General features: G+C 67.0%; 20 protein-coding genes and 3 tRNA genes. 12 read left to right on the top strand and 11 right to left on the bottom strand.

From position 1 onward, the window contains the following. Positions 1–291: 291 nt before the first annotated feature. Entirely contained in the window at positions 292–1,293 is a 1,002-nt protein-coding gene (locus FPV16_RS14280) for a helix-turn-helix domain-containing protein (RefSeq protein ID WP_227439063.1), read from the top strand. 150 nt (positions 1,294–1,443) lie between these two features. Here the strand turns inward: FPV16_RS14280 and FPV16_RS26420 are convergent, their stop codons facing one another. After that, positions 1,444–1,953, bottom strand: a complete 510-nt coding sequence (locus tag FPV16_RS26420) for a DUF6538 domain-containing protein (protein WP_413629305.1) — start codon at positions 1,951–1,953, stop codon at positions 1,444–1,446. Positions 1,954–2,070: 117 nt separating this feature from the next. Further along, positions 2,071–2,144, bottom strand: a tRNA-Gln gene (locus tag FPV16_RS14270). Positions 2,145–2,739: 595 nt separating this feature from the next. On the opposite strand from FPV16_RS14270, the gene glpD reads away from it, so the two are divergent. After that, the gene (gene glpD, locus FPV16_RS14265; RefSeq protein WP_227439062.1) at positions 2,740–4,254 is read left to right on the top strand and encodes a glycerol-3-phosphate dehydrogenase; all 1,515 of its coding nucleotides are present in this window, start codon (positions 2,740–2,742) and stop codon (positions 4,252–4,254) included. A gap of 34 nt (positions 4,255–4,288) precedes the next feature. Further along, on the top strand, positions 4,289–5,794 hold the full coding sequence (gene glpK, locus FPV16_RS14260; RefSeq protein WP_227439061.1) for a glycerol kinase GlpK: 1,506 nt from the start codon (positions 4,289–4,291) through the stop codon (positions 5,792–5,794). 56 nt (positions 5,795–5,850) lie between these two features. Here the strand turns inward: glpK and FPV16_RS14255 are convergent. Continuing rightward, a tRNA-Cys gene (locus FPV16_RS14255) sits at positions 5,851–5,924 on the bottom strand. A gap of 208 nt (positions 5,925–6,132) precedes the next feature. On the opposite strand from FPV16_RS14255, the gene FPV16_RS14250 reads away from it, so the two are divergent. The 7 genes from FPV16_RS14250 (at position 6,133) to FPV16_RS14220 (ending at position 15,526) form a co-directional block, all read left to right on the top strand. Beyond that, positions 6,133–6,208 (top strand) — tRNA-Asn (locus FPV16_RS14250). A gap of 367 nt (positions 6,209–6,575) precedes the next feature. Continuing rightward, positions 6,576–7,877, top strand: a complete 1,302-nt coding sequence (locus FPV16_RS14245) for a glycosyltransferase family 4 protein (protein ID WP_227439060.1) — start codon at positions 6,576–6,578, stop codon at positions 7,875–7,877. Between the two features lie 397 nt (positions 7,878–8,274). Continuing rightward, on the top strand, positions 8,275–10,491 hold the full coding sequence (locus FPV16_RS14240; RefSeq protein WP_227439059.1) for a polysaccharide pyruvyl transferase family protein: 2,217 nt from the start codon (positions 8,275–8,277) through the stop codon (positions 10,489–10,491). Between the two features lie 212 nt (positions 10,492–10,703). Continuing rightward, positions 10,704–12,017 (top strand): glycosyltransferase, encoded by a 1,314-nt coding sequence (locus FPV16_RS14235; protein WP_227439058.1) that lies wholly within the window; start codon positions 10,704–10,706, stop codon positions 12,015–12,017. Between the two features lie 71 nt (positions 12,018–12,088). Continuing rightward, positions 12,089–13,090: an NAD-dependent epimerase/dehydratase family protein gene (locus tag FPV16_RS14230; RefSeq protein WP_227439057.1), complete on the top strand. Its 1,002-nt coding sequence runs from the start codon at positions 12,089–12,091 to the stop codon at positions 13,088–13,090. Between the two features lie 142 nt (positions 13,091–13,232). Continuing rightward, positions 13,233–13,475 carry a hypothetical protein gene (locus tag FPV16_RS14225; protein WP_227439056.1) on the top strand — a complete coding sequence of 81 codons (243 nt, stop codon included), beginning with the start codon at positions 13,233–13,235 and terminating at the stop codon, positions 13,473–13,475. 296 nt (positions 13,476–13,771) lie between these two features. Beyond that, positions 13,772–15,526 carry an outer membrane beta-barrel protein gene (locus FPV16_RS14220; protein ID WP_227439055.1) on the top strand — a complete coding sequence of 585 codons (1,755 nt, stop codon included), beginning with the start codon at positions 13,772–13,774 and terminating at the stop codon, positions 15,524–15,526. An 87-nt stretch (positions 15,527–15,613) separates the two neighbouring features. Here FPV16_RS14220 and FPV16_RS14215 read toward each other — a convergent pair whose 3' ends face one another. The 6 genes from FPV16_RS14215 to FPV16_RS14190 all read right to left on the bottom strand — a co-directional run bounded on the left by FPV16_RS14215 (position 15,614) and on the right by FPV16_RS14190 (position 20,583). After that, the gene (locus FPV16_RS14215) at positions 15,614–16,198 is read right to left on the bottom strand and encodes an AprI/Inh family metalloprotease inhibitor (RefSeq protein ID WP_227439054.1); all 585 of its coding nucleotides are present in this window, start codon (positions 16,196–16,198) and stop codon (positions 15,614–15,616) included. Positions 16,199–16,358: 160 nt separating this feature from the next. Then, on the bottom strand, positions 16,359–17,612 hold the full coding sequence (locus tag FPV16_RS14210) for a cytochrome P450 (RefSeq protein WP_227439053.1): 1,254 nt from the start codon (positions 17,610–17,612) through the stop codon (positions 16,359–16,361). Continuing rightward, entirely contained in the window at positions 17,609–18,895 is a 1,287-nt protein-coding gene (locus FPV16_RS14205) for an NAD(P)/FAD-dependent oxidoreductase (protein ID WP_227439090.1), read from the bottom strand. The genes FPV16_RS14210 and FPV16_RS14205 overlap by 4 nt, the downstream gene beginning before the upstream one ends. Positions 18,896–18,900: 5 nt before the next feature. Next, complete coding sequence (locus tag FPV16_RS14200; protein WP_227439052.1) at positions 18,901–19,143, bottom strand: ferredoxin; 243 nt, start codon at positions 19,141–19,143, stop codon at positions 18,901–18,903. Between the two features lie 82 nt (positions 19,144–19,225). Further along, a complete protein-coding gene (locus FPV16_RS14195) occupies positions 19,226–19,738 on the bottom strand; it encodes a GNAT family N-acetyltransferase (protein WP_227439051.1) in 513 nt (170 codons plus the stop codon). Then, on the bottom strand, positions 19,735–20,583 hold the full coding sequence (locus tag FPV16_RS14190; RefSeq protein WP_227439050.1) for a DUF3750 domain-containing protein: 849 nt from the start codon (positions 20,581–20,583) through the stop codon (positions 19,735–19,737). Before FPV16_RS14190 ends, FPV16_RS14195 begins: the two co-directional genes overlap by 4 nt. A gap of 144 nt (positions 20,584–20,727) precedes the next feature. Between FPV16_RS14190 and FPV16_RS14185 the strand changes: the two genes are divergently transcribed. Both FPV16_RS14185 and FPV16_RS14180 read left to right on the top strand, forming a co-directional pair. Continuing rightward, complete coding sequence (locus FPV16_RS14185; protein ID WP_413629304.1) at positions 20,728–22,905, top strand: TonB-dependent receptor; 2,178 nt, start codon at positions 20,728–20,730, stop codon at positions 22,903–22,905. Between the two features lie 154 nt (positions 22,906–23,059). Continuing rightward, the gene (locus FPV16_RS14180; RefSeq protein ID WP_018043860.1) at positions 23,060–23,299 is read left to right on the top strand and encodes a hypothetical protein; all 240 of its coding nucleotides are present in this window, start codon (positions 23,060–23,062) and stop codon (positions 23,297–23,299) included. 156 nt (positions 23,300–23,455) lie between these two features. On the opposite strand, the gene FPV16_RS14175 is transcribed toward FPV16_RS14180, so the two are convergent. After that, positions 23,456–23,830: a DUF6481 family protein gene (locus FPV16_RS14175; RefSeq protein WP_227439049.1), complete on the bottom strand. Its 375-nt coding sequence runs from the start codon at positions 23,828–23,830 to the stop codon at positions 23,456–23,458. 214 nt (positions 23,831–24,044) lie between these two features. After that, positions 24,045–24,254, bottom strand: a complete 210-nt coding sequence (locus FPV16_RS14170; protein ID WP_018043862.1) for a cold-shock protein — start codon at positions 24,252–24,254, stop codon at positions 24,045–24,047. Positions 24,255–24,850 lie beyond the last annotated feature (596 nt).

Below are 24,850 nucleotides of genomic sequence, written 5' to 3'. Positions count from 1 at the left end.
CCGGTGAGACTGGTGATCGTCTAAAAAACGGCGTTGAAATCCAAGTGTCCGTCGATTAAAGATTTGTTAAATGTTTGTCGTATTCTAGTTAGGTTGTCCATTAACGCTTAAGTAGTTGGAAATCGTAGCGTTATTGGAGGAGTTGATCGACATGATTGATTGTAAATGTCATGTTGGTCGATGATGATCCCAATGAGACGTTCGCATTGGAATAGATCTTCCAGAAGGTCTCGGGGTCTGTGCTTCTTGGTACCGTCCACGGGCCTTCGCTGCATTGAAGGCCGCTGATCCGTGACGGGCATTCTCTGCGACCGTTTCATCGCTCCCACCGACCCGGCACTGCTGGCTCAGTCGTGGTGCAGTCATCTCGCGCCGATCTTCGAAGCGGAGCTCGCGCCGGATGCCGACCTGGCCTCTCCGATCTCCCTGACCACGTATCATTTCGGGGAAGCCCTGATCGGCTCCGTGACCGCGCCGGCCCAGCGCCTGAAGCGTTCGGCCCGGACCATCGCCCGGCAGGGCGTCGACCACATCCTGATCCAGTTCTACACCGCCGGCCAAAGCCGGATGGGTGGTGCCCGGCGCGCGACGGAGATCAATGCCTCGCAGCTCGTGGTGTTCGACCTCACGCAGCCGATCGTCAGCGAGGCCGGGCCGGTCTCGGCCACCAACGTGATGCTGCCGCGCAAGCTCCTCGGCGACCAGATCGCCACCATCGAGAACCTTCACGGGCAACCCCTCGATTACCGCTCGGCCCCCGTGCGGCACCTGTCCTACACCTACCTGTCCGGTCTCGTGGCCAGCGCCGCCTCCACCGAGGCGCACCAGCTGCGCTACCTGTCGAGCGCGGCGGCCGATCTCTGCGCCGCCTGCTTCCAGCCCGACGCGAACCAGGCGCCAGCGCTGGACCGGCTCAACAAGGTCGCCATCTGCCAGTTCATCGAGCAGGAACTGGCCTCGGAATCCCTCGGGATCGACGCGCTGATCCTTCGGTTCGGTCTCTCGCGGGCCACCCTCTACCGGCTCTTCGAGGAGGAGGATGGGGTCGCCAGCCACATTCGCGAGCGACGCCTGCTGCGGGCGATGAAGCTCCTCGGCGCGGCGGGCGGGCGCCCGCGCATCTCATCGGTTGCCTACGCTACGGGCTTCTCCGACGAGAAGACCTTCAGCCGTGCCTTTCGCAGGCGCTTTGGATTTCTTCCGAGCGAGGCCGTGGCGGAGCGGTCGCTCGCGCATCGTGGCCAGGACAGCGCCCCGGTGCTCCTCGGCTGGATGCGAAGCCTGAGCGCCTGAGCGCCGCGCGGGGTCGATAGATACGTCCTCGTCCGATCCGCCGGAGCCCGGATCGGACGAGGACGCCCATCGTCGCTGGTGGAATGGTGTCGATCGTGAGGGTGTGGAAGTCCTTCGACAGACGCGGAATGAGGGCTTGCCATAGGGGCGTTATCGTAACAGCGGCCCGTTCGGCTCATGGAGGGCATCGCCTTCATGTCGGCGAGCTGTTCGCGATAGGCCTCGGCGGCGTATTGGCTGCTGCGCTTGGGCAAGTTCCGCAGGACAGAGGTCGGCGGCTGCGATGCCCTGTTTGGTGAGGCTATGACTCGTGACGAAGCCCGCCTCCTTTAAGCGGTTGCAGGCAAGCGCCCCGCAATTTCGCGCCGCCATTGTCTCGTCCTGAACGACGCGGCACTCACGGACGTCGCTCAGAATTGCGCCGCGCGTCGGTCGCCCTTGGTTCTCTTGGTCGAGGAGCGGCGTCGCGTGGAGGGTCGAGAAGATAGTCTCTGACGCGACGTATAGCTGACAGGCCCGCAGCTTGGCAGTGCGAGCGTCCGATGTCCCGAGGCCGCGTACCATCTCGGTGAGGCGCAATCTCAGCCGCAGGCCGGTCGGTACGCGTCGGCGGAAATGAAAGGTGCGTCCACGCAGGACGACATTCGCGATCGGTGCCACTCCGCTCCATCAACGCTCGGCTGGGTGCCTTGTGTAGCAGCGGAATGGTGCAACAGGCTCACGCCGCAGGGCGACTGCGCGAGGAGGTCAATGATCTGAATGACTTAGGTGTGACAGTGGCTGGGGGACGAGGATTCGAACCTCGACTAGAGGAGTCAGAGTCCACTGTTCTACCGTTAAACTATCCCCCAACGAACCCATGAAAGACGCGGCGTTTTTGCCGCCGTTCTTCGAGCTGGGCCGGAAGCTTCGTGAGCGCTTCCCAACGAGGTTGTTCGCATAAGGCACTGTTCCTGTCCGGTCAACCACCCGGATGATGCCAAACAGAGCGATCGCTCGAAGGAAATGGATCCCGTGTTGCGATTGGCAGGACTCATGGAGGGACTGTCACATTGGAGCCGCATGCGGTCTGCGCGTCCGGGCCATTCGTCCGCACGCAGCGGCAAAGCGGCCCGACGAAGTGCGCGAGATCGAGGCCGAGACAGAGGTGTGAGGCATCCGGCGCGCACGAAGGGGCCGGACGCATGGCGGCCGATCGGCTGCTGGCCGAAGGGAGAGGATCGTGCCGCAACGTCGGCCTACGGAAACAGGCATGCCGTTCCGCCCGCAGCGAAAACCTCTTGAGGCCCGATGGATTCTCGTATCGTTTCACTCCGGGCCGCTCGCCGATATCTCCGATCCCGCGTTACTCCGGCGCGGGCGTCCTGATGGAGACGGCCGTGCCGGCTCGGCCTGGCTTCCCTTTCGTCGGGAGGATTTCGGGAATGGGGTGAGAGAGGTCACGGGTTGGACGCAAGCGATTACGATCTCCTCGTCATCGGCGGCGGCATCAACGGCGCGGGCATCGCGCGCGATGCGGCGGGGCGCGGCCTGCGGGTCATGCTTTGCGAGCGCGGGGATCTGGCCGAATTCACCTCGTCTTCGTCCACCAAGCTCATCCATGGCGGCCTGCGCTACCTCGAACATCACGAGTTCCGGCTGGTGCGGGAGGCTTTGGCCGAGCGCGGGCGCCTGCTGCGGCTGGCGCCCCATATCATTTGGCCGCTGCGTTTCGTCCTGCCGCATGACGAGGGCCTGCGCCCCGCCTGGATGCTGCGGCTCGGACTGTTCCTCTACGACCACCTCGCCCGCCTGCGCGCCCTCCCCGGCTCCGCGTCGGTGGCTCTGCGACGCTCGGATTTCGGCCTGCCGCTGCAGCCGCGTTTGACGCGGGGCTTCGCCTATTCGGATTGCTGGGTCGAGGACAGTCGCCTCGTGGTGCTCAACGCCATGGACGCCCGCGAGCGCGGGGCCGAGATCCGGACGCGCACCACCGTCGAATCAGCCCATCGCGACGGGACATTCTGGGCCGCCACGATCCGCGACACCTGGAGCGGCCGAAGCGAGACCGTGCGTGCGGGGATGATCGTCAATGCGGCCGGTCCCTGGGTGAGCGAGACCCTGGGGCACACCCTCGGCCTCGCCAGCCGGGCGGCGGTCAGGCTCGTCAAGGGCAGCCACATCGTGGTCGGCAAGCTCTACGACGGCCCCCACGCCTACATCCTGCAGCAGCCCGACGGACGCATCGTTTTCGCGATCCCCTACGAGGGCGCCTTCACCCTCATCGGTACCACCGACGTGCCCCATGCCGGAGAACCGGGCCCGGTCCGCATTTCCGAGGACGAGATCCGCTATCTCTGCGACTGCATCAATCGGTCGTTTCGGGCTCGAATCGGCCTCGACGACGTGGTCTGGAGCTTCTCGGGCGTGCGCCCGCTTTTCGACGATGCCGCCGCGAATGCCTCCGCGGTCACCCGCGACTACGTCCTCGACGTCTCCGACCGGGATGGCCGCTTGCCCGTGCTCTCGGTCTTCGGCGGCAAGATCACCACCTACCGGCGCCTGGCCGAACACGCGTTGGGGAAGCTCGCTCCCTATCGGTCCGGAATGAAGCCCGCCTGGACCGGCGATGCGGTCCTACCGGGCGGCGACATGCCGGGTGCCGATTTCGAGCGGTTCCTCGCCGACCTCATGGCGCGCAGGCCCTTCCTTCCGCCGGCGATGGCACGGCGCCTTGCCCGGGCCTACGGCACCTGCACGGACGAACTGCTCGGCCCGGCCCGGACTCTCGCCGATCTCGGGGCGGATTTCGGGGAAGGGCTCACCGAGGTCGAGGTGGCGTATCTGATCGACCGGGAATGGGCACGCAGCGCACAAGACATCCTTTGGCGCCGCTCGAAGCTCGGGCTGCATCTGCCGCCCGAGGGACGGGCGCGGCTCGAAGCCTATATGGAGGTGAAGGCCAAGCCCGAAGCGGCATGACCGGCACCGCGCACCATCGAGGGGGGAGACGGCCATGTCGCGCTATGTCGGGGCGATCGATCAGGGCACGACCAGCACGCGCTTCATCGTCTTCGATCGCGGCGGCGCGATCATCGCGGTGGCCCAGCGCGAGCACGAGCAGATCTACCCCCGACCCGGCCATGTGGAGCACGACGCCAACGAGATCTGGCGCAACACCCGGACCGTGATGCGCGAGGCCCTGGAGACGGCGGGGCTGCGGCCTTCGGACCTCGGCTCCATCGGCATCACCAACCAGCGCGAGACCACGCTGATCTGGGATCGCGCCACCGGGCGCCCGCTCCACAACGCCCTGGTCTGGCAGGATACGCGGGTGGACGGGCTCGTGGCCGAGTTCGCGCGCGACGGCGGCAAGGATCGTTTCCGGGCGGTCACGGGGCTACCCTTGGCGAGCTACTTCTCCGGTCTGAAGCTCGTCTGGCTCCTCGACCGGGTGCCTGGTGCCCGTGCTGCGGCCGAGGCCGGGGATGTCCTGTTCGGCACCCTCGACACCTGGCTCGTCTGGAACCTCACCGGCGGCCCGCAGGGCGGCCTCCACATCACCGACGCGACCAATGCCAGCCGCACCCAGCTCATGGCCCTCGACACCCTCGACTGGGATGCCGGCATGGTCTCGGCCTTCGGCATCCCACGGGCGATGCTGCCGAGGATCGTCTCGTCGAGCGCGGTCTATGGCGAGACGCGGGGCGCCCTCCCCGGGGTGCCGATCGCCGGCATCCTCGGGGACCAGCAGGCTGCCCTGTTCGGCCAGGCCTGCTTCTCGCCCGGCGAGGCCAAGAACACCTACGGCACCGGCTGCTTCGTGCTGATGAATACCGGGACGGCTCCGGTGCCCTCCACCTGCGGCCTCGTCACCACCCTCGCCTACCGGCTCGGCGACGAGGCGCCGGTCTATGCCCTCGAAGGCTCCATCGCCATCACCGGCGCCCTGGTCCAGTGGTTGCGCGACAATCTCGGCCTCATCCGGGACAGCGCCGAGATCGAGCCCCTCGCCCGCACGGTGGAGGACAATGGCGACGTGTATTTCGTGCCGGCCTTCTCGGGGCTCTACGCGCCGCACTGGCGGGAGAGCGCGCGCGGCATCATCGCCGGCCTCACCCGCTATGCCAACAAGGGCCATATCGCCCGTGCCGCCCTGGAGGCCACTGCCTACCAGACCCGCGAGGTCATCGAAGCGATGGAGACGGATTCGGGAATTCCGATCACCGAGCTTCGGGCCGATGGCGGCATGGTCGGCAACGACCTCCTGATGCAGTTCCAGGCGGATCTCCTCGCCGTGCCGGTGCTGCGCCCGAAGGTGACGGAGACCACGGCGCTGGGCGCCGCCTACGCGGCCGGCCTCGCCACGGGATACTGGGCCGGCACCGGCGACCTCGTCGCCAATTGGGGCGTCGACCATCGCTGGCACCCTCGCATGGACGAGGACCGGCGCAACCGGCTCTACACCGCCTGGGGTAAGGCCGTGACGCGTTCGTTCGGATGGACCGAACCAACGGGATGAGGCGCCCCGGCCATGACCGGTCGCTCTCTATCTTCAAATCGGAGGTCGAGAAAAATTGGAGGCCTCGCCCGGAATCGAACCGGGGTGCAAGGATTTGCAGTCCTCTGCGTAACCACTCCGCCACGAGGCCTCTGCCACATCCCATCGAGGACGGAATGGCGCCCCCCCGGATCGGGCGGTCGATCTGGGGTGACCGGTCTCTTACAGAGGCCGGGCCCCGTCCGCAACGGGGATTCCGCGCCACGAGGCCAAAGCGGGGCGAGGCCGTAAACAAAGCCGACAAATATGCGAACAGGCCTTGCGTCCCGCCAAAGCCGTGTGTAGAGACCCCGCCGTGGTCCCCGATAGCTCAGTTGGTAGAGCAAGCGACTGTTAATCGCTTTGTCGTAGGTTCGAGTCCTACTCGGGGAGCCAAATACCTTCTCCGGTCCCTGGCTGTGCCGGACGAGACGTCGGATGAGGGTCGTGGACCTCTTCGTCTCAAGCGCTACCGCTCCCCCCGTAATGCCCGCCATCGTGATCGATGAAGAGTCTCATTTCACCTGACCGGCTATGCGCCGTTGGTGCGATGCAGTAGCCTCGTCCGGCAGTGGGATAAGGTCATATTTTCGACGCGTCGTGCACGCACATGGCCGCTGCGTTTTTGAAGAGGCGGGGCGTTCCGAACGATGGCCAGAATCGCTGTCTCCGGGGGCGGTCAGAGAAGGATGCATGTCATGCGGCGATGCATGTCCATCGTCGGAACCAAAATGCAGGTTCCATGACAGCTTCGAACATTCTGATGGACTACACGGATCTGGTCTCCTTCTTCAAAAGAGGGCTGCCGATCACGGGGATCCAGCGGGTCGTCTACGAAATCACCAGCGCGATCCAGGCGGACGATCTCGACTGCGTCATCACTCCCATCGGCATCACGCCGTTCAAGCGGCGGCTCGCACCCATCAGCGCTCCGATGCTGGAGCTGATCGAGGCGTATGGCCGAACCAACACCGTCCAGGGCCGCTCCCTCGTCGCCAAGGCGGTAGAGGAGCTGAGCTACGTCCGCATCTTCAAGAACCAGCCGGCGGCGGCCGCCGACAGTTCCATGCCCCGGTCGGCTCCGTGGCTGGTCATGCTCGGGGCGAGCTGGTCGCGCTCGAACTATGCGGGCATCGTCAGCGCGCTGAAATCCGCCGACATCTCATGCCGCAAGGCGATCCTCGTCCACGACATGCTGCCGATCGAGCGGCCGAAGCTCACGTTCCGGTCGGCCCATGCGACGTTCAAGCGCTGGATCGACCTCGTGCTCGAGACTGCGGATGTGATCTTCACGCCGTCCCGCGCCACCGCGGACGCGCTCATCGCCTATCAGGGGTTCGATTGCGGGCGGATCGTGACGCTCAACTTCGGTGTGTCTCAGATTGGCGACAACACCCCGCCGAAGCCGCTGAAGGTCAAGGGGCCGTACATCCTCTACGTCTCGTCGGTACACCCGCGGAAGAACCACCGCGTCGCCATCAAGGCTTGGTCGCTGGCCTTCAAGGGCAACGAGCAGGCGGCTCCGAGCCTCGTCTGCGTCGGGCACAGCAAGCGCAAGAAGCGCATGATGCTGCGCGCCATCGTCAGGCGGACGCCGCTGGCACGGAAGCTCCACTTTCTCGCCAAGGTCGACGATCTGGCGCTGCGGACCCTCTACAAGAACTGCCAGATGTTCGTGTTTCCCTCCCGTTACGAGGGCTGGGGCCTGCCGGTGGCCGAGGCCCTGAGCTTCGGCAAGTTCGGCATCGTCTCGAAGACCACCTCCTTGCCCGAGGTGGGCCAGCATTTCGTCGATTATGCGCCTCCCCACATGCCGAGCGAGTGGGCCGCCAAGATCAAGACCTACGCCACCGATCCCGAGCTGCTCCGGGAGAAGGAGCGCGAGATCGACAGAAATTATCGGCCCACCACCTGGACTGAGACCGGCCGGCAGATCATCGCGGCTTTGAAGCGTGTAGACGAGGGGGCGAAGACCGTGCGGGTCGCCAAGCGCCCAGCCCCGCCCCGGCGCGTCGTCCCGCCGTCGGGCGCAGCCAGGCAGCGCGTTCCACAGACCACGTCGTGATGACGGCCAGCCCTCCCCGCTTGTCGCTGGCCGGAGCGAGACCGATGGCACCCTACGGTTTTGCCGATGCCGCGACATCCCGCCCTGGACACCCCGCAGAATCCGCCTTAATCAGGCGCACCAATGACTTGGGAGGATTGGCGGACTTGGCATTCAGGCAATCAGATGCAGGATGACCTCGGTGTCCGCCGACAGGGCGAGTTCGGCAATCGCGTCGAGCTGCCAAGAATATAGTCACTCGTGCGTTGATGGAATTTTTTGCGCAGCCCTTGTTTCCGGTTGCGGTGGGACGAGTCCAAGAGCGTCGGGCGTGTCGATGCTGGCGGATTTGAATCGCACCATCACGATACGATCATTGTTTTTGTTTTAGAAAATCCAAGAACCGAGGACGCGATCTATGGCGACATCCATCACCCGGTACGTGCGTGAGAAAGGCGAGATTCCGCTGGCCTGGGCCGGTTCGACCCTGGACATGAACTATCTCAACTTCGGCGACGCTCTGAGCCCGGTGATGATCGCTCTGCTCTCGGGCAAGCCGATCCGCAGGGCGCCGATGAAGTCGTTCGCGCCACGCCTGTCCTGCGTCGGTACGATCGGGCACGGTTTCGCCAACGGCGAAGTCTGGTTCTGGGGCACGGGCTGCTCGAACTGGGCCAACCCCTCCGCGCCGGCGGCCGAGAAGAAACCCTTCGTCCCGTCCGCGGAGTCGCACTTCACCGTGACCGCCACCCGCGGCCCGGTCTCGGAATCGCTCCTCTCGGCCAAGACCCTCTCGCACGCCGTTCCCTACGGCGACCCGGTCTGGCTGCTCCCCCGATTCTACAAGCCGACCGTCAAGAAGCGCTACAAACTCGGCGTCATCCTTCACCTCTCGGAACTCGCCAACCGCGAGATGGAGGCGGTGCCGCGCAAGGAGATCGCGCGCTTCCGGATTCCGGCCGAACTCGCCGACGACATCCATCTCATCACGACCGTCACCGAGCTGCATGTCGGTGCGCTTCAGTCGAAGATCGACGAGATCCTGTCCTGCGAGCGCATCGTCTCCACCAGCCTCCACGGCATGGTGATCGCGGAATCCTACGGCATTCCCTGCCTGTATTTCGCGCCGAGCCTGAGCAAGGACGGGTTGCAATCGGTGGAACTCACCCCCGGTGGCGACGTCGATCTGCGCATCGTCGATCTCTATACCGGCCTCGGCCTGCCGAAGATCGACGTCTTCAACCAGCCGCGGCCCAAGCCGAGCGACTGGCCCGCGATCATGAAGGCGATCGACAAGAGCTGGTCGCCGAAGACCTTCGATGGCGATGCCCTGATCAACGCCTTCCCGGTCGATCTGAGCCCGATCTCCGCCGCGCCCGGCGAGACGATCTGGGAGCACAAGGCGCTCACAGACCTGAAACTCCGCCACGATGTGGGCGAGCTGAACCGTCTCGACCGCAAGGAATTTCCGGGAGGTGCCAAGGTGGCCGCTGCCCGATTTCCTGACGAATCTCCCAAAGGCGCTCCCAAAGCCGCTGCAAGAGCTGTGGCCGAAAAGACTGTCTCCGAGCCGGCTGGCGAAGATGCTGCCCTGGTCGCAAAGGCGAAGCTAGAAAAAAAAAAGAGCTCCGTCGCTCTCCTGAAGCGCATTAAATCGACCTTGCCGCCCGGCTCGGTGCCCCTGGCCTGGGCGGCCAGTTCGCCGAAGTTTCCCTATGCCAATTTCGGTGACGCACTGAGCGCCGTCATGGTCGCCGCCATCTCCGGTCGCGTCGTGCGGCATGCGGGCTTCGACAGCAATTCCGAGCGCCTCGTCGCGGTCGGAACCATCGGCCACGCCATCAGCAAGGGCACGGTGCACATGTGGGGCACCGGTCTCGATGCCCAGCGCTGCCCGGGCAACCCGAACCCGGCGCCCTACCAGCGCCCGGCGGGAACCGAGTTCCACGTCCATGCCGTGCGCGGGCCCAAGACCGGCGCCGTGCTGAGGGCGCAGGGCATCGCGGTGCCGGAAATCTACGGCGATCCGGTCTACCTGCTGCCCAAGTTCTGGCCCATGGGCCATGTGGCGAAGACCCATGAGATCGGCGTCATCGTCCACCTGACCGAGCTCGCCTCCCAGGATCCCGCGGCCACCGTCCTCGACGTGATGACGCGCTACGGTATCCCGCCCGAGCGCAAGGGCGATATCCGAATCATCAACACGATCACCGAACGCGACGCACCGTCCCTGCGCGCCAAGGTCGAGGAGATCGTGTCCTGCCGGCACATCCTCTCCACCTCGCTCCACGGCCTCGTGATCGCGGAATGCTACGGTATTCCCAGTGCCTGGTTCGCCACCTATGGCCAGGGCGAGGGCCGCGAGCTCAAGCTCGACGACGATGAGGAGAAGGTCGATCACCGGGTGCGGGATTTCTATCTCGGCGCCGGCGTGACCCGCCTCAACGCCTTCTGCCTGGAGCGGCGCGCCAAGCCCGAATGGGACAAGGCCGTCGACTGGATCAAGGCCACATGGCGGCCCCTGACCTACTCGCCCCAGGCCCTGTTCGAGGCCTTCCCCTTGCCGAAGGCGGTCGAGTTCGAGGCGACCCCCTGGCCGGTGGAGCCGAAGGTGCTGAAGGCGCTCAAGTTCTAGGCGCCCGGCCCCACGGGACGCGTCGGATCGCCGAGGCCACGCGGCGATCCGAGAAGAGCCGAACTCCGTCCTCCCGCAGGCGTCAGCGTCCGAGGAGGAACGGAGTTCGGACGGCACGAGGCCGAGCCATCGGCGCGTGAGACCGCATGTGGTCCGAGTCTTTCATTCCTGTCGCCACCGACCCATCGCAGAACCATCCGAGGAAGTCCGGAATGCCTAAAAGTGTGATGTTGGATGGGTACAATCTCGGCCTGGAGAAGGGGACCGGCGTCGCCACCTACGCCCGTAACCTGAGCTACGAGTTGCACGAGCTCGGCTACCGGACCGACGTCCTCTACGGGACCCGCGCCTCGCCGGGCATCGACGCGCTTCTGCGCGAGATCTCGTTCTTCGATCCGGCGGTGGGCACCCCGCCCCAATGGCTGGTGATCCTGCGCTATATCCGCGACCAGCTCACCTCGCCCCTCGGGCGGCGTGCGGTGAAGGTGCCGATCACCGGCACCGTCATCAGCAAGACGTTCGAAGCGCGGATGCCGTATTTTGACCAGATCTGGAACAGCGTGAACCTGTTCGACGTCGCGCTCGCCTATTTCAAGACCTACAACCGCACCCTGCGCGTCAGCGGCCTGCGCACGCCCGACATCATGCATTGGACCTATCCTCTGCCGATCCGGATTCCGGGCGCCAAGAACATCTACACCCTGCACGACCTCGTGCCCCTGCGCCTGCCCTTCACCACCGGCGACATCAAGCGGCGCTACCTGCGCCTGATGCGGCGCATCGTGAAGGATGCCGACCACATCGTCACCGTGTCCGAGACTTCGCGCCGCGACATCATCAACCTGCTCGGCTGCCCCGAGCACCGGATCACCAACACCTACCAGTCGGTGGAAATCCCGAAGAAGTTCGCCGATAAGCCCGAAGACGTGGTCCGCCGCGAGATCGAGGGTGCGTTCGGCCTGCCCTACAAGGGCTACTTCCTGTTCTTCGGCGCCATCGAGCCCAAGAAGAACGTCGGCCGCCTCGTCGAGGCCTATCTTGCGAGCCAGGTCTCGGCGCCTCTCGTCATCGTGGGCGGCGCGGCCTGGAAATCGGATATCGAGTTCAAGTTCATCAATCCGACGACGAACTCGTATCTCGAGCAGATCGACAACATGACCTACCAGCGCGACCGTATCCGGCGGTTCGACTACGCGCCGTTCTCGCTCCTCGTCAGCCTCATCCGTGGCGCCAAGGGCGTGGTGTTCCCGTCCCTCTACGAGGGATTCGGCCTGCCCGTACTGGAGAGCATGCTGCTCGGCACCCCGGTCATCACCTCCAAGGAGGGCTCGACGCCGGAGGTCGCCGGCGACGCCGCGCTGCTGATCAATCCCTACGACGCCCGCGACATCGCCGACGCGATCCGCGCGGTGGATTCGGATGCGGACCTGCGCGGGCGGCTCTCCGAGATGGGCAAGGTCCAGGCGGCGAAATACAGCCCCGAGATCTATCGCGGGCGCCTCAAGGAACTCTACGAGCGACTCTGAACGGACCTTTCCGGATCGCCGCCGGCCTCGTCGGCAGGCGGTCCGGGCGACGATGAGGCCTCGACCCGAAGATGGCGATTCTCGTGACCGGAGCCGCGGGCTTCATCGGCTACCATGTGGCCGATCGCCTGCTCGCGCGTGGCGAGACGGTCATCGGCATCGACAATCTCAACGCTTATTATTCCGTTGCGCTCAAGCGGGACCGGATCGCCGATATCGCGACGCGCCGGGGCGACGCGTTCCGCTTCCTGCCCATCGACTTCTCCGATCACGAGGCCCTGGACAGGGGCCTGGAGGGGGATGGGATCGACAGGATCGTCCATCTCGGTGCTCAGGCCGGGGTGCGCTACTCCATCGAGAACCCGCGCGCCTACATCCAGGCCAACGTGGTCGGTCACCTCAATATCCTGGAATTCGCGCGCTACCGGGGCGTGGCGCATCTCGCCTATGCCTCGTCCTCCTCGGTCTATGGCGGGAATACCTCCCTGCCCTTCCGGGTCGAAGACCGCGTCGACCATCCGGTCTCGCTCTATGCCGCCACCAAAAAAGCGGACGAGCTGATGAGCGAGACCTACGCCCATCTCTATCGCCTGCCCCAGACGGGCCTGCGCTTCTTCACCGTCTATGGGCCCTGGGGACGGCCCGACATGGCCCTGTGGCTGTTCGCCAAGGCGATCTTCGCCGGAGAGCCGATTCGCGTGTTCAACGACGGCGCGATGCGGCGCGACTTCACTTATATCGACGACATCGTCGCCGGCATCCTCGCCTGCCTCGACAATCCGCCCCCCGATGACGGCGCAGAGAAGGCGGGCGGCAGCCATGCGCCGCACCGCCTCTACAACATCGGCAACAACACATCCGTGCCGCTCCTGCACATGATCGACGTGCTGGAGGAGGCCTGCGGGCGCCCGGCGATCCGCCGGTCCGAGCCGATGCAGCCCGGCGACGTGAGGGAGACCTACGCCGATCTCGGCGCCATCGCCCGCGACCTCGGCTACGCCCCGACGACGCCGATCGAAGTCGGCATCCCGGCCTTCGTGCGCTGGTTCAAGGCCTATCACCGGCTCGGCTGACGCGGCCCGCTTCCGCCCGAGGTGCCGATCCGCTGGCGGGACAGTCGCCATCCCCCAAATGGAGGATGGCAGGACTATGCGGGATGGTAGTGTTTCCGTGACCCCGGGGCCGCGATCGTGCCCAGCACCATGTGGAACAGTGATGTTCATCGATTGCCGTATCACCTACGATCTCCGCTCCGATGACCGGAGCCTCGACAGGTGGACCGTCTTCGACACCAAGACCGGTCGGCCGGCATGGGTGAAGGGTCTGCGGCAGGTCGGGCTTGCCTTCGCGGAAGCCGACGCACTCGTCGACGCCTTGAACGCCATGGAACGTGCGGCACCGGGATCGTCGGTGACGTGGTCGGACCGTTTGAGCAGGCCGCTCCTCGCCCCCGTATGATTGCCCGTCCCACCGTGCCGGTCCTGTCGGGCCCGGCCTCGATCCACCCTCTCGATGACGCGGTCTTAAGACAACGCTAACCCTGTTCTTTTACCACGTTGGGGTCGGCGAAGAGCCGTCCCGATGTGTTGGCCGTGCGTCTTGAACGTGCGCGATCCCCCGGGACGATTTTTTGGCCGCCGCGTCCGTCGCGCCGGTCCGGGATGCGCGAAGGGACGTCCGCGAAACATCCTGGGCAGCGGTCCTGTCGCGCGCACCGCTCGAGGCGGGGACCCGCGGAGAGACACTCGTCCGTGATGCGTGCAGGGCCGATCGCAGGATGGCGCAGGAGGGGGCTTCACGGCCTGATCCTGACGGCCGCCGTCGCCCTGCCCGGAAGCCAGGCCGAGGCTCAGTCGAGCCAGGCGCCGCGGCCCGCCGCACCGACCTTCGGCAGCACGAATCCATCCTCGGCCACGGGTGCTGGTACCGCAGGCGGCCCGACCCTGCGGGGCAGCGGGGCCTCCGGCGACGCATCCACCGGCGCCGCCTCCCCGAGCGACGGCGCTTTCTCGCAGACCGACGACGGTTCGGCCGGAAACCCTGCCCGACGGCGCTCCCTCGCGCCCGTCGCGCGTCCGGCCACGAGCGCCGGCAACAACCGCAATCCCACCGATCTCCTGCGCTTGCGCGCGATCCCGCCGCGCCGTTTCGGCGTGTCGACGGCGCGGCCGGTCCGGTCCATCGTGCAGACGCCGCCGCCGGACCTGCGCCTCACACCTGTGATCCGCAATGCCGTCGTCGGTGCGCCACTGCCGACCCCGTCGCCCGTCCCGCCCTCGGCCCCATCCCTGACTCTGCTGCCGCTCGCCGGAATCGGCACGCCGGGCGCCTTCCTCGGCGCCGCCCTGCGCAGGCCGCTCGCGGTGGACGAAGCCTATGCCCCCCTCGGCATCAAACTCGGGACCTTCACCTTCCTGCCGGTGTTCCAGCAGAGCGTCGGTTACGACACCAATCCGGACCAGATCACCGCTGACCGCGCCAAGGGGTCGCTCGCCCTGCGGACAGAGGGCGAGCTCGCCTTCCGCAGCGACTGGTCTTCGCATGAACTCGCGGGTGAACTTCGCGGCGGCTATCTCGACTTTCCCGACAACCAGGCCGCCAGCCGGCCCAATGGCGCGGGCACCGTTCGCCTGCGCCTCGACGCCAACCGCAGCACCACCCTCGACGTGGAGACCCGCTTCCTGGTCGAGACGCAGCGGCCGGGCTCGCCGGACATCAACGCCACGCTTTCGAACCGCCCGATCGTGGCGAGCTACGGCACGACGATCGGCGTCACCGAGACGTTCAATCGGCTGCAGGTGTCCCTGCGCGGCCTCATCGACCGGTCGGAGTTCGAGAGCGCGACGCTCTCCAACGGGGCGATCCTGAACCAGAGCGACCGCAACCTGAACCAATACGGCCTGAGGCTGCGCGCCTCCTACGAGATTTCGCCCGTCATCTCGCCTTTCGTCGATGTCCTGGCCGATACCCGCGTCTACGACCTGCGCACCGATTCCAATGGGATCCGCCGGAATTCCGATGGCATCACCGTGACGGGCGGCGCCCGCGTGGCGCTCACCCGTTTCGTCAACGGCGAGGTCTCGGCGGGTCTCCAGCACCGGACCTATGTCGATCCAGGCCTGAAGGACCTCACCGCCCCGATCGTCAACGCAGCGCTGATCTGGACGGCGAGCCCGCTCACCACCGTGCGGCTCAACGCGGCCACCGGTATCATCGAGACCGCCGTCCCGGGATCGAGCGGCGTGCTGACCAAGGCGGTGACCCTGGAGGTGCAGCACGACCTCCTGCGCAACCTGTCGATCACGCTGGGCGGCGGCTACCTCGCCAGCGACTACGACCGGGTGAACATCACCGAGCGCGGCTTCTCGGCCACCGCCCGGCTCGATTACCGCTTCAACCGCTGGCTCTCCATGCGCGGCAGCTACATCTACCAGCAGATCGACAGCACCTCCGCCGGGTCGAGCTTCAGCGCCAATACCTGGTTGCTGGGGCTTCGGGTCACGCCCTGAAGGGGCGGGTGAGAGTCTACGATCGTTCCCTGAAACTCAGCAACGGCAAGGCTTTGTACCGGTTTCGTGATGTGACGCCGTAAGTTGCTACCGAGCCAGGGCCAGCGAGGCGCCGGACTTGGAAAGGGCTCCGTCCAACGCACCGCCGCCCTGGCGCAGGCGGGCCGTCACGGTGCCGCCGGGCTGGTAGAGATAGACCTCGCCGTCGCGGTAATCCCAGGCGGTGACCTTCGCCAGATCCTTGTTAGCGCAACCGGAGGCGTTCGCCTTGTAGAGGTCGAGGGCGGGGGCGCTTGACAGAGAGACCTTGCAGGTCGCGCCCGTGGCGTCTTTGGCGTTCCAACTTCCCACCACCGAGGAGCGTCCGCTCGATACGATCGGCGGAGCCGGCGGCGGCACGTAGACCGGTTCGGCGACGACCGGGGCGGGCGCCAGGGCCACGTCGGACCCTACCGGGGGCGGCGCATCGACGGGGGCCGCGCTGGCGCCGGGCGGGGGCGCGAGGGGAGCGGAAGTCACCGGGCCGGCGGGCATGGCCGGAGCGACCGGCTCGAGGGCGGCCTGGGCACCGAGGCCGGCGCGGCTCGGCCCTTCGAGGCGCGACGAGCTGCAGGCCCCAAGGCCTGCGGCGAGGACGACGAGGGCAACGGTCGACAGGAACTGACGCGGCATCGATCTCTCTTCCCGGCGGGGACTTCGGCAATGGACTGGTGCGTCACCGCCAATTGCGCTGACGGCAAGGCAATGCCGCAGGCCGGAGAGGGGAAAGGCGCGTCGCTCCGGCTTTTCGGACACGGTGTGGCGGCAAGGCCGCAATCGTGCCCGAGCGAGCTCAGCGGCGGGGTGCCACTCCCTCAATGGCGAGCCGGAGATGCATGGGGCCGCGCAGGGCCGCGCCCGAGCGATAGGGCGGCGGATCGTCGATGAGACGTGGATGGACGAGGCGTTGCGCCAGCGCCACCAGGGCCGCTTCGGCTTCGAAGCGCGCGAGCGGCGCGCCTGCGCAATAATGGAGGCCGCCGCCGAAGCCGAAATGACGGATGTCGGGGCGGTCCGGGTCGAACCGGTCCGGGTCGCGGAACACCGCCGGGTCGCGATTGCCGGAGGCGAGGAGGAGCACGATGTCGGCGCCCTCCGGGATGGTGGTGCCGGCGATGTCGATGGCGCTCAACGCCCGCCGCGTCCGGAAATGCACCGGCGGGTCGTAGCGCAGCATTTCCTCGATGAGACGCGGGGCGAGGTCCGGCTCGTTGGCGAGTCGCGCGAGGATGTCGGGGTGCCGCACCAGTGCCAGCATGCTGTTAGCGATGAGATTCACCGTGGTCTCGTGCCCGGCCACCAGCAGCAGAATGGCGGTGGCGATGAGGTCGACCTCGCCCATCCCCGCTCCGCCGTCCTTGCCCGATTCGCCGCTCATGCCGGACAGCATGTCGTCCTGTGGGTGCCGGCGCTTCTCCTTAATGAGGCCGCGCATGTAGGTGGAGATCTCGTCGAAGGTGGTGATGTTCTTGGCGCGGGCCTCCGCGTTGCCGAGATTGTCCGGCTCGAGGGCCGAGGCGAGCTGTGTCGCCCAGCCGTGGAATTGCGGTTCGTCCTCCGGCGGCACGCCGAGCATCTCGCAGATCACCGTGACGGGGAGCGGGTAGGCGAGGTCGCAGACGAGGTCGAGGCGCGTCGCATCGCTCTGCTTGTCCAGCAGATCGGCCACGAGGTTATGCGAGCGACTCCGCATGGCGTGGACCCGCTGATGGGTGAACTGCCCCATCACGGCCATCCGCAGCCGGTCATGGTCCGGCGGATCGCGGAAGATGAAGGGGCGATGGGTATTTGTAAGGTGGTCCTTGACCGGGTTGACGATCCAGTCCGAGAGCGGGTTGCCGGTCCGTGGGCGCTCGCTCGGCGGAAGGGTCTCCGAACTGATCCGCGGATCGTGCAGGAGGCTCGTGATCGCCGCATGGGTCGAGACCACATAGGTGCCGTCGTCCTGGCGCGAGACCGGCGTCTCGCGCAGGCGGGCATAGAGCGGATAGGGATCGGCCCGGTTGGCCTCGTCCTTGACCGCCTCGAACAGGCATCTGGTCTTCATGACGATGTCCGTTCCTCGGGAAAGCCCGGCTTCAGCACCGCGAGACCGTGCAGGTCGACCCCAACGCGGATCGGCGGAAACGGGGCGCGGGCTGCGATCTGCTCGGCATAGGCGGGGAGCCAGCGCGCGGAATCGAACGACAATGCGGCGATGCAGCGACCCTTGGCGCCATAGACGACGACGAAGCGCCCCTCCTTCGGACTCCCTTGCGCGAAGACCATGGCATCCGCCCCTTCGGTGAGGCCCACCGACTTGATGGTGACGCCGCCCTGCGAGGACCAGAAGGCGGGCATCTCGGCATAGGCCGCGCCCGTGGCCGCTCCAGCCAGCAGGTGCCCGGCATGCTCGCCCTGCGCCACGGCGTTGCCCCAATGTTCGAGGGCGACGGGACGCCCGTCGTAGAGCGGATGGGGAAAGCGCGCTACGTCGCCAGCGGCGGCAATGAACTCGTCGGGGCGTCCCTCCGTGTCGAGGACATGACCGGCCCGGTCGCAGAGGACGCCGCCGGGGCCGGCATCGAGCCCGGAGCCGCTCAGCCATTCGGTGTTGCGCACCGCGCCCAGGGCCACCACCACGAGGTCGGTCTCCACGGTGGCGCCGTCCTCGAGGATGGCGCGAACCACCCGGCCCGACGCATCGCCTTCCAGCCGCGCGACCTTGGTCCGGCTGCGCAGGTCGACCCCAAGGGCCCGGTGCAGGGCGGCGACGATCTCGCCCACCGGTTGCCCGAGGATCCGGGCGAGGGGTGCCGGTCCCGGATCGATCAGGGTGACGGCGCGGTCGAGGGCCCGGCAGGAGGCCGCGACCTCACAGCCGATGAAGCCTGCGCCGATGATGAGGACTCGTTTCGGGCCGGCCTCGAGCGCCCGGCGGAGAGCCGCGGCATCGTCGCGCCCGCGCAGGGTATGGACCCCGGAGAGGCCCGCCTCAGTCGGATTCGGCCAGGATCGCGCGCGCGATCCGGTGGCGATGAGGAGCCGGTCGTAAGACACGGTGGCGCCATCGGCGAGGCGGATCTCGCGGGTCTCCCGGTCGAGGCCGATGGCGGCGACACCGAGCCGCCATTCGGCATCCAAGGCATGGAGGTTCGGCAGCGCTGTCGCCTCCGGCGCGATGTCACCGGTCAAGACGGCTTTCGAAAGCGGCGGCCGGTCGTAGGGGCGATGCGGCTCGTCGCCGACGAGGGTGAGGCGGCCGACAAAGCCCGCGCGGCGCAGGGCCTCGGCGCCGCGCAGGCCCGCGAGAGACGCGCCGACCACCACCGCATGCCCTTCGGCATCCATGCCCTTCATCGGCCTTGCCGCTCCGGATCCTCGACGCGGATCGCCTGGACCGGACAGGACACCCGCGCCCGCTCGATGGCGAGACGGTCGGACGTCGAGGGCGCGGGGTCGTAGAACAACGCCTCGCGCCCGTGCAGCACGAAATGCTCCGGCGCCGCGTAGCAGCACTGGGCGTAGGCCTGGCATCGGTTGAGATCGACGGTGACGCGCAGGGGCGAGCCGTTCGGCGTTGGGGAGGGATCGGGCATGGGGCTCGCTGAAGACGTTGCGCGACAAGGCGTTCGGGCTGCCGATGTTCCGTCCGGCGCACCGTGACGTGACGTCCGACCTCTACGAATCCCGGTGCGCCCCGAGCTTCCGATGCATCACCAGGGCATCGACCAGCCCGAGGCTCGGGTGCCGGAACGCCTCGGGCAGGCGGGCGATCCGCGAGAAGCCGAGGCTTTCCCACAGGGCCACCGCGCGGGTGTTGCTGGCGACGACGAAGTTGAACTGCATGGCGAGGAAGCCCTGGCGGGTGGCGCCGTCGAGGGCGTGCCGTCCCATGGCGCGGGCGATGCCGCGTCCGACCGCATCGGGATGGGTCATGAACCCGGCATTGGCCACATGGGCGCCGCCGCCCTGCTGGTTCGCCTTCAGCATGTAGGTGCCGAGCACCCTGCCCTCGTCCAAAGCGACGAAGACCTGGTTTGCCGGGGCGAACCAATAGGCCAGCATGGCCTCGCGCGAGCCGTCGCGGGGCAGCGCGTAGGTCTCGCCCGCCCGGATCACCGGCTCGAGAATGAACCAGATCGCATCGGCATCGCCGGGTTCCGCCGGGCGGATGAAGAGGGGTGTCGTCATGCCGTTCCGATCCTGCCCCAGCCCGGAAGCTTGATCGCCGGGCGGCGCAGGTCGAGCCCTGCGACGAGACCGAGCAGGTTGATCTCGACCCCCTCGACCCAGCCGATGGTAAGCCCGGCATAGCCGCCCAGGGTCAACCGGATGCCGGTGCCGCTCGGCGTACGCTCGACGATGCGACCCGGCGGCGCCCAATCCTTGCCCAGGGCCGTCGGCGGCAGGGTCACCCGTGGCTCCGGAAGGCGGGCGAGGACATGGGCGGTGAAGCTGTTCGAGTTCGGCCCAGGCCAGGCCTGGTAGGTGCCGAGCGCCCGGTAGGGATAATCGGCCACCGCCGCGCGGATCGCCGGGATGGCGCGGGCAGCCTCGTCCCCGTCGAGGGCGAGGACGGTCTGCGGATCGTTGCCGAACCAGCGCCCGTCCGCGGCCCAGCCGTCCGTGCGGACCGGCATCCCCCAGCCGACCACGTCGTAGCGGGTGTAGCGGGCGGCGCCTTCCGGCTTCACCACGATCCAGCTGTGATGGGCGAAGATCCCGCGCCAGCGCCCGACCCGCGCCGCATAGACCCGGACGAGGGCCGGGTCCGACGCTTTGGGCGGACGCAACAGCCCGGCACTCGACCAGTCGGCCACCGCCCAGTCCGCCGCGCCACCGCCCCGCGCCATCCACCACAGGGCATGGCTGCCGAGCGGCAGAAGAAACAGACCGAGCAGGAGGAGGCCGAGTACGCGAAGGCTTGCGCCCAGGAAGGGAAGGCTTGCGCCGAGGAGGGAGAGGGAGATCACCACAGGGATCTTTGCCCGCGCCAAGCCTTGCGCAAGCGCCGCCTTCGTCGCAGCCACGCTCATCGCCCGCTGCCGGCCGTTTCGGCAATGATGCGCATCGGCCACAGTCGGAGATCAACCGCGACGCGGCTCACATCCCCCTCTTGCCGCATGAAACGCCCCCGGTAATGAAACATTATAACATAGTAATTTTGGGGCGTGACACGGATGAGACGATCGAGGATCTGGCTGGCCGGGACGATGCTGTCCGGAGCGGGCCTCACATCCGGCGCGATGATCGCCCCCGCGGCGGCCCAGCAGGCCGAGGCGACGCTCTCCGAGCTGAGCGTGACCTCCGCGAGCCCGATCCTCCCCGCCCCCGGCCCTTCCGCCGTGGGGGGCTTTCCCACCGGTGTGCTGCCGGTCGTCGGCGACAGCCTCTCCCCCGTCACGGTGGTCACCCGCTCCGAGATCCAGCGCAACCAGCCCCGCACCCTCGGCGACGCCCTCTCCGACCGCCCCGGCATCTCGTCCTCGACCTATGCGCCCGGAGCGGCTTCGCGGCCGATCATTCGCGGACTCGACAATGCCAGGGTGCGGATCCAGGAGAACGGCATCGTCAATGGCGGCGTGTCCGATCTCGGCGAGGACCATGCGGTACCGGTCAACCCGCTCACCGCCGACCGGATCGAGGTGATCCGCGGCCCCGCGACCCTGCGCTACGGCTCCGGCGCCATCGGCGGTGTGGTCTCGTCCGAGAACAACCAGGTGCCCACCTTCATCCCGGCCCGGGGCGTCTCCGGCCAGGTCACCACCGGCTATTCCAGCGTCGATAATGGTCGGCTCGGCGCGGCGAGCGTCGATGACGGGGCCAACGGAATCGCGGTCCATGCCGACGGCTTCAAGACGGCCACCGATTCCTACGCCATTCCGGGCGGCATCCAGCGCAATTCGGCCACCGAGACGCAGGGCGGCTCGATCGGGATCTCGGCGATCGGCGATCGCGGCTTCCTCGGCGTGTCGTTCAGCCATTACGAGGCGATGTACCAGATCCCCGGAGGCGAGTCGGAGGAGACCCGCTCGCGCCTGAACCCGAACCAGGACCGCGTGCTCGCCCGTGGCGAGTACCGGCCGCTTCAGGGGCCGTTCGAGGTGCTGCGGTTCTGGGCCGGCGGCTCGGTCTACCGCCATGAGGAGATCGGTCTGGCGCACCACGACCATGACCATGAGCATGACCACGACCATGCTGAGGTGGCCGGCCCCGAGGGCGTGCAGGCGATCTTCAAGAACCGCGAGGTCGAGGCCCGGTTCGAGGCGCAGCACGTGCCGGTCGTCACCGCGCTCGGCACCCTCACCGGCGCGGTCGGCCTGCAGACCAGCCGGCGCGTCCTCAATTCACAGCTGGAAAGTTTCCTGCCGCCTACCGAATCGCGCTCCCTGGCCGGTTATCTGTTCGAGGAACTGGCGGTGGGCGGCGGCCTGCGCTTCCAGGCGGCGGGCCGGATCGGGAACGACCGGCTCAACAGCACCGCCACGCTGTTTCCCGCCGACTACCTGCCCGGCGGCATCGATCCGACGAGCTTCGCGTTGACCCGCCGCTTCGCTCCTAAGAGCTTGAGTTTCGGAGCCCTGCAGGACCTGCCCTACGGGTTCGTGGCGAGCGTCAACGGCTCTTATGTCGAGCGCGCGCCGACGAGCTACGAGCTGTTCTCGCAGGGGCCGCACCATGCCTCCTCGACCTTCGAGATCGGCGATCCCACCCTGAAACTGGAGCGTGCCCGCACGGTGGAGCTCAGCCTGCGCCGGGCCGAAGGTCCCCTGCGCCTCGACGCCACCGGATACGTTACGCGCTATACCGGCTTCATCTACCGCCGGGATACCGGCAACCGCTGCGATGACGATTTCGCGTCTTGCGGCAGCGGCGACGAGTTGCGCCAGATCGTCTATTCGCAGGCCAACACGACCTTCTACGGCGCCGAGATCGGCGCGCAACTCGACATCCTTCCCGTCGGCGACGGCTGGGCCGGGATCGAGGCGCAATACGATTTCGTGCGGGCGCAGTTCGACGACGGTTCCTACGTTCCGCGCATTCCCCCCCATCGCCTGGGCGGCGGCGCCTTCCTGCGGGCGAATGGCTGGTTCGGCCGGGTGAACCTGCTCCATGCCTTCGACCATACCGAGATCGCGCCGTTCGAGACACTGACTCGGGGTTGGAACGATCTGCGCGCCGAGCTGGCGTATACGCGGTCCCTCGATCCGGTGATCTACGGTGCCAGCGAGGTGACGGTGGGGCTCCAGGGGCGCAACCTTCTCGACGACGACATCCGCAACTCGGCCTCGTTCAAGAAGGATGAGATCCTGCTGCCCGGCCGCAACGTCCGACTGTTCCTGACGGCCCGGTTCTGAAGCCGGACCCGGTCCCCTCAAGAGACCGCGACGGTCCGGCCCTGGACCGTTGCTCGCCGTGTCGGACAGTTAACTGCCCGCTCGGCGGCAAACCGTGCTAGAACACGGCCAACCCCGCACGAACCCGTGCCCTGGGCAACTCCATGAGGCCCAAGTGGCGAATGCGTTCAAGAGTGGTGCGTCTCAGTCGCGCACCACCAACGATTTCAACGAACGGGCCAAGCAGCTCTCCGAGCGCCTTGGCGCCATCGAGAAGCCGGCGCAGATGAAGCGCGGCAACGCTCCCCGTCGTTCGTTCAAGGCCGGCCCCCGCCCCGAGGCGGATACCGAGCCGAAGGGCGAGGTCGAGACGACGTCCGAGAAGGACGAGGGCGAAGCCGAGAACGAGGCCTGAAGCCGGCGCTGTCGTTCGGCATCGGCGTGAGCCGAGGCGACGACGCAGAAGGGCCCGGATAGAAACACCGGATACGAAATCCGGTCCAACGATCCGAGCCCTTGCAGTCATTGTGACGACGAGGCCTCCCTCACGAGGGATGGCCCGTTCAGGCCCTCAGCGACGGGCCTTGGCCTTGCGGGCGGCGTAGCGCGCATCGCGCTGGGCCTTCTTCTCGGCGAGGTCGATTGCCTTGCGTTCGGCGGCGAGACGCGTCTCTTCCTCTTCGCGGGCGATCTGGGCGGCGAGTTCCGCCTCTTCGCGAGCGCGCTTCTCCTCGGCGGCCTTCTTCTCGGCGGCGATGCGGGCGGCCTCGCGTTCGCGAGTCCTCTCATCGCGGGCCCGGGCGATCGCGGCGCGGGCCTGGGCCTTGGCCACCATGTCCGGGTCATCCGCCGGAGGACGGGCCTTGAATTTTTCCAGCAGCATCTGCTTGGCGCTGGCGGAGTTCTTACGGCGGTCGTCGAAATTCCTGTAGTCGAAGGCGCTCATCTGACCTTTCTCGGGTGGTGCGTCTCGGCCCGTTCCGCGAGCGGAAGCGCGCGGCGCTGAGCCTTGCTGTGAATCATCGATGGACGGGATCGAATCGCAAAGCCCAATGCCTCACGATTCGGCCGGAATCAACAGAAGCCGCCCATGACAGGGCGGCTTCTTATACATGTGTTGAACGAAGGCCTCACACGGACGGCCCTCGCTCGTCCCGGCCTCAGGCCGCTTGGAGGTTGCCGGCGGATTGTTTGCCGGTGCGGCGATCATTCTCGATCTCGTAGGAGAGCTTCTGCCCCTCGATGAGATTGCGCATGCCGGCGCGTTCCACGGCCGAGATATGGACGAACACGTCCTTGCCGCCGTCATCCGGTTGAATGAAGCCGTAGCCCTTGGTCTCGTTGAACCATTTCACGGTGCCCGTGCTCATGGATATGTCCTTCTCGCCGTCGGGAGGAACGCGATTGCAGGGGGCGCGCCCTCGTCTCGAATAGGGGGTAGGGGGCCTCTCGGGCCGCGGTAACGCTACGCGCGGCCGACAGGGCGCAGGGTCTCGGAGATGCGATGGGATCGAAGCGACGGTCCGCGGCAGTTCTGCAGCGACTGCTGGGCGTGCGACCCGGAATGAACCGGCGGGGGATCGTTGAAGACAAGGTCCGATGGGTGAAAGTTAGGGTGCCTGCGATTCTCAGACAAGGCTCCCGGCCGTTCCGGGTTCCCGACTTAGCCTGCGATTTCCGTCGGCAAAGCGAGCCGACTGAATGACGGGCGGTTCCAGCGGGGCGGACCCGACGGGACGGGCTGCGGCACTGCCCGTGGTTGCCCTCGCCGGGGGCGACGGCTAGGCTTGCCACTCTGCGACATGGGGCGAGGAACGACCTTAACGACCCGGTGAGGGGTCGTCACGGAAGGTTGACCGGCATCGAAGCGGGGGCGGGATGACGGAATCGAAGATGGGCGGACGAACCTTCGGGGTTGCGTCGTCGTGGATAACGAGGGCGGGATCGCGGGCGGGTCGCGCTTCGT

Source organism: Methylobacterium sp. W2, assembly GCF_020662345.1.
Classification (GTDB): domain Bacteria; phylum Pseudomonadota; class Alphaproteobacteria; order Rhizobiales; family Beijerinckiaceae; genus Methylobacterium.
Note: the sequence above shows the minus strand (reverse complement) of the source record. Positions and strands in the feature narration are given on the sequence as shown.